This window comes from Mycobacterium sp. (genome assembly GCF_035314665.1).
Lineage (GTDB): Bacteria > Actinomycetota > Actinomycetes > Mycobacteriales > Mycobacteriaceae > Mycobacterium.
In genome coordinates this window covers 1-3,551 of record NZ_DATFZD010000459.1, presented here as the reverse complement: position 1 = coordinate 3,551, position 3,551 = coordinate 1, and the positions used below count along the sequence as shown (strand labels likewise).

The 3,551-nt window shown below is 61.4% G+C and carries 5 protein-coding genes and 1 pseudogene; 4 read left to right on the top strand and 2 right to left on the bottom strand.

What is annotated here, in order from left to right; genetic code table 11:
* Positions 1-117: 117 nt before the first annotated feature.
* Positions 118-858 (top strand): IclR family transcriptional regulator, encoded by a 741-nt coding sequence (locus tag VKI00_RS33620; RefSeq protein WP_324447621.1) that lies wholly within the window; start codon positions 118-120, stop codon positions 856-858.
* Between the two features lie 477 nt (positions 859-1,335).
* On the opposite strand, the gene VKI00_RS33615 is transcribed toward VKI00_RS33620, so the two are convergent.
* Both VKI00_RS33615 and VKI00_RS33610 read right to left on the bottom strand, forming a co-directional pair.
* The gene (locus VKI00_RS33615; protein WP_324447620.1) at positions 1,336-1,473 is read right to left on the bottom strand and encodes a hypothetical protein; all 138 of its coding nucleotides are present in this window, start codon (positions 1,471-1,473) and stop codon (positions 1,336-1,338) included.
* A gap of 19 nt (positions 1,474-1,492) precedes the next feature.
* The gene (locus VKI00_RS33610; RefSeq protein ID WP_414687360.1) at positions 1,493-1,813 is read right to left on the bottom strand and encodes an MmpS family transport accessory protein; all 321 of its coding nucleotides are present in this window, start codon (positions 1,811-1,813) and stop codon (positions 1,493-1,495) included.
* 386 nt (positions 1,814-2,199) lie between these two features.
* On the opposite strand from VKI00_RS33610, the gene VKI00_RS33605 reads away from it, so the two are divergent.
* From VKI00_RS33605 to VKI00_RS33595, 3 genes and pseudogenes are all read left to right on the top strand, one after another.
* The gene (locus VKI00_RS33605) at positions 2,200-2,340 is read left to right on the top strand and encodes a hypothetical protein (protein ID WP_324447619.1); all 141 of its coding nucleotides are present in this window, start codon (positions 2,200-2,202) and stop codon (positions 2,338-2,340) included.
* Between the two features lie 482 nt (positions 2,341-2,822).
* Positions 2,823-3,002 (top strand): hypothetical protein, encoded by a 180-nt coding sequence (locus VKI00_RS33600; protein ID WP_324447618.1) that lies wholly within the window; start codon positions 2,823-2,825, stop codon positions 3,000-3,002.
* Between the two features lie 262 nt (positions 3,003-3,264).
* Positions 3,265-3,551 (top strand): annotated as a pseudogene (locus VKI00_RS33595) (hypothetical protein); the annotation flags it as partial.

Genomic DNA, 3,551 nt, shown 5'->3' with positions numbered 1-3,551 from the left:
TACGTATTTACAGATATCCAACCAGATATCCGGATCACACGGATACCGTACTGTGACCCGCGCCGCGTTGCAAGTCTCTGTCTGAACGGGTCGGTAGCGCTTGCTAGCGTCAGCCGCATGCCTGCCCGCCCGCACCGCACGGTCGACCGAGTGATCCAAATCCTCGAGACCGTTTCGTTGAGCCCGCGCGGCGTGACGCTGGCCGACCTGGCAACCGCCCTGGATGCGGCGAAGAGCTCCATTCAAGAGCTGACCAACGGACTACTCGCCCGCGGCTATCTCATCGAGGAGGACCGCCGGTTCCACCTCGGACCGGGACCGTTCATCCTCGCCGCGCGCGCGAACAAGCTGGCCGCGGTATCACTCGATCACAAGTTCGTAGCCGAGTTGGGCGAGGTCCTCGGTTGCACCGTCCTCGTCGGGGTGCGCGTCGGGGACGCCATCGTCTTCACTGACCTTGTGGGTGAAGAATCACCTAGCCTGACATTCGTCGCGCGCACCCACGCCCGTCGCCCGCTATATACCAGCGCCGCCGGAAAGACCTTGCTCGCCAACGTCCGAGACGAGGAGATGTACCGCCTCCTGGACCTCGCCAGCCCCGAGCAAGCAGGCGAGGTACAACGATTCCTCGCCGAGCTCCCCGAGATTAGGTCCCGCCGACTGGCCTTTAACCGGGGAGTCACACTCGCGGACGCGTTTGCCGTGGCCACCCCCGTGCTGGCACCCGACGGCAGTCTGATCGCGGCGATCAGCGCGGCGGTCGACGATTCAGAAGCCGATCGTCTCGACGAGATCGGCGAAGCGCTCAAGACGGCCGTCGCCACTCTCGGCCCTAAATACGGCCTCAAACCATCCTGACGCTGCTCGTGGTGTGTAAGGGTGGGATGGTTGGTCAATCGACATCTGCGTTGAGGCGACCGGGCAGAGTGCGGTTCAGCAAACCGGAGGACCCGGCTGCGAGCATGGGACCGAGAGCCGGCGACTTTGCGCCGGCGAGCGGATCGTCCAGTGAACGTCCGTCTGATCGTCGCGCCGGGTGAGTCCGATCTCGCCCTGTGGCAGACGAATGCGGTGACCACACGATCGGGAGGGCCGTTAGGCTTTCGTAAGTCCTTGGGAGCCAACACACCTGCGCCGCCATTCACCGAGCGGACAAGCGGTCAGCGCCCCGGAGGCTAAGACAACAGCCGAATAATCGGTCTTGCAACACGATTGGAACTGCGCATCAACGTAATCCGCTCCCTAGCCGAGCTTGACCACAGCATCACAGCGCCGCTGCCAATTAGTTCCAGCTAGCCAGTAAGGTACCGCTGCTACAGACGCCAATCGTAATTACTACCGGCGACGCCTACTTCTGCACTGCGGAATCACCTGGCACCAAGCGGCCAACACCCAGAACAGCACGATCGGCACTGCCAGCTTCCGGGCCAGTTTCGCGGCGCGGGGGCGCTTGACCTGGTCGTCAGTGTTCATGTGTCCGTCATTTCACCGTTTATGCCGCGTTCACGTTGCACACGACTGCGGCGCTCTGATGGGCGACGAGGTGCTCATCGCGGACCACGCCGTTGACGACAATGCGACACCCAGCCGCATCGCGGTCGACCTGCATGACGAGGCTCAATGAGGCCGAAGGCGACATCGTCGTCTCCGAGTAAGACCAGGGCAGCGACGACAGGGTGCTAATGTCCGCATTCGTGTGCCGAATTGTCATGACGCCGTAAGCAACAATCGCGAGCACAACAAGGATCACAGCGGGCCGCCAGAGCCCACCGAGGATGCGGTTGGTATTTCGCCGCTTGACTTTGGCGTTCACGCGAATACGCTTCCCGACCGTCGGAATGTTCGACCGTCCGAATGTTCGTCAGTACTAGAGGCAAACGTCGAAGATGGGTCTATTTGAAGTATCCCCTGTTCGTTACGGTCGACGCGTTCGATGTCATCACGCTCGCTTCTAGTCCGGCTGAGGCCAACTTCAGTGCCGGCATACCTTGCGAGAAGACCTCGGCTGCCACAATGCGGATGCGAAGGTCCGCTGGGAGTTCCGCGCTGCGGTCCCGCTGCCTGCTAGTAGGTAGGCCACCATTCGCACTGGCGGGGCCCCAGGATGGGGGTCAGCAGTGGCGACATTTGTGTGCGAGAACCCCATTCTTGAGACATCGCCAACGGGCAGAGGCAGTTGTAATTCCAGGAGGTGGCGTCATGGCAGCCATATACGGCATGCTGGTCGCTTTGCCAATGGTCTGGGGATGCGCAGGCTACGTGATGGTAGCTCACCCAGGCACCGCCGAGCCCAACGACTCGCGGGCGGCCGCGAAACTCATGGCGCGCACCACAGGGTGAGCTTGGCCCGGATGAATGTTCGGGTGCAGCCCGCAGCTGGACGACGCGGCCATACGGATGACGGGTCGAGATCCCTTGGCTACGGGACGGCGCGGCGTTGCTGATGTCGACACCCTGCCTCGTCGGGCATCCTCCGGGCGCCAAAACCCTTAGTCGCGCTCGTATTCCCTGCTATCTCGTTACCTGATTCGTGAGCGTGCTAGCCAAAGCACCGCGCCGCTGAGTGGCGGCAACAGCGAGCCTCCACGCGATATTCCGAGCCAGAAAACCGAAGACGACGACTGGATGACCAAGAAGGAGAAGGCTATCCGAGCTTGTTGCAGCTAGCCGGTAGCCGCAGATCGTCACTGGCGGGCATGGTCAATGGGGGTTAGCGACGACGACTTTTCTTGTCTGACGCGCGACTCTTGAAGCGTGGGCATCCGCCTATCCGGCAGCACCACTTGTCGCGAGGCTGCTGGTCGTCGAGAAAGAGGAACCGAATGATTGCCGCATATCGAGCTGATGAACGCGGTGATGTCGTCGACTGCGAGACGCCGCCATTCAACTATCCGGCGGAAGGCCCGTATGTCAGGCAGCTGCTCTTCAACGCCATCGTCGCCGTTGTGTTGGCAGCCATCACCGTCATGGTCGGGTTGTCCCTGGTCGGTATTAGCGCGTGAAGGAAGGCATGCAGCGGCGCGCGCATGCACCAACGCGCGCACGCGCTCATGAGGCCGTGAACCGATCACATGGCGTCAACCGCGATTAGGAGGAGCTGAACATCTCATTACAACGAATTGATTGGCACCGTAGTCCGTTTCGGACGCACTTATTGAGAAGCGAAGCGAGAAGGGCTGAACCAACATGGACCTTGACAGGATCACACACCCACTGAGGTTGGCCAGAGGATCGCACCGGCCAGGATCGGGCAAAGGGTGTGCGATGAACGTGATTTCATACATCAACGGCGACACGCACATCACCGACTTCCCCGATTGTTCGGCACGCCCGCTAGCCGCCTTCGTTCAACTAAGCAACGATCTGCTAGCAGGCCCCGACGACTACTTGTCGCCGGAAAACAGCCTTCTGGCACTCGAACTCGCCTGGCAGACCGTGGGAACCACCGATGTTGCCGACACCGTCATTCACGCGTGGGTGGCCGAACTTCTGGCCAGCCCCACATGGGGTGTCATTCGATACGCCAGGAGAGCTGCGGCCAAGGCGATCAT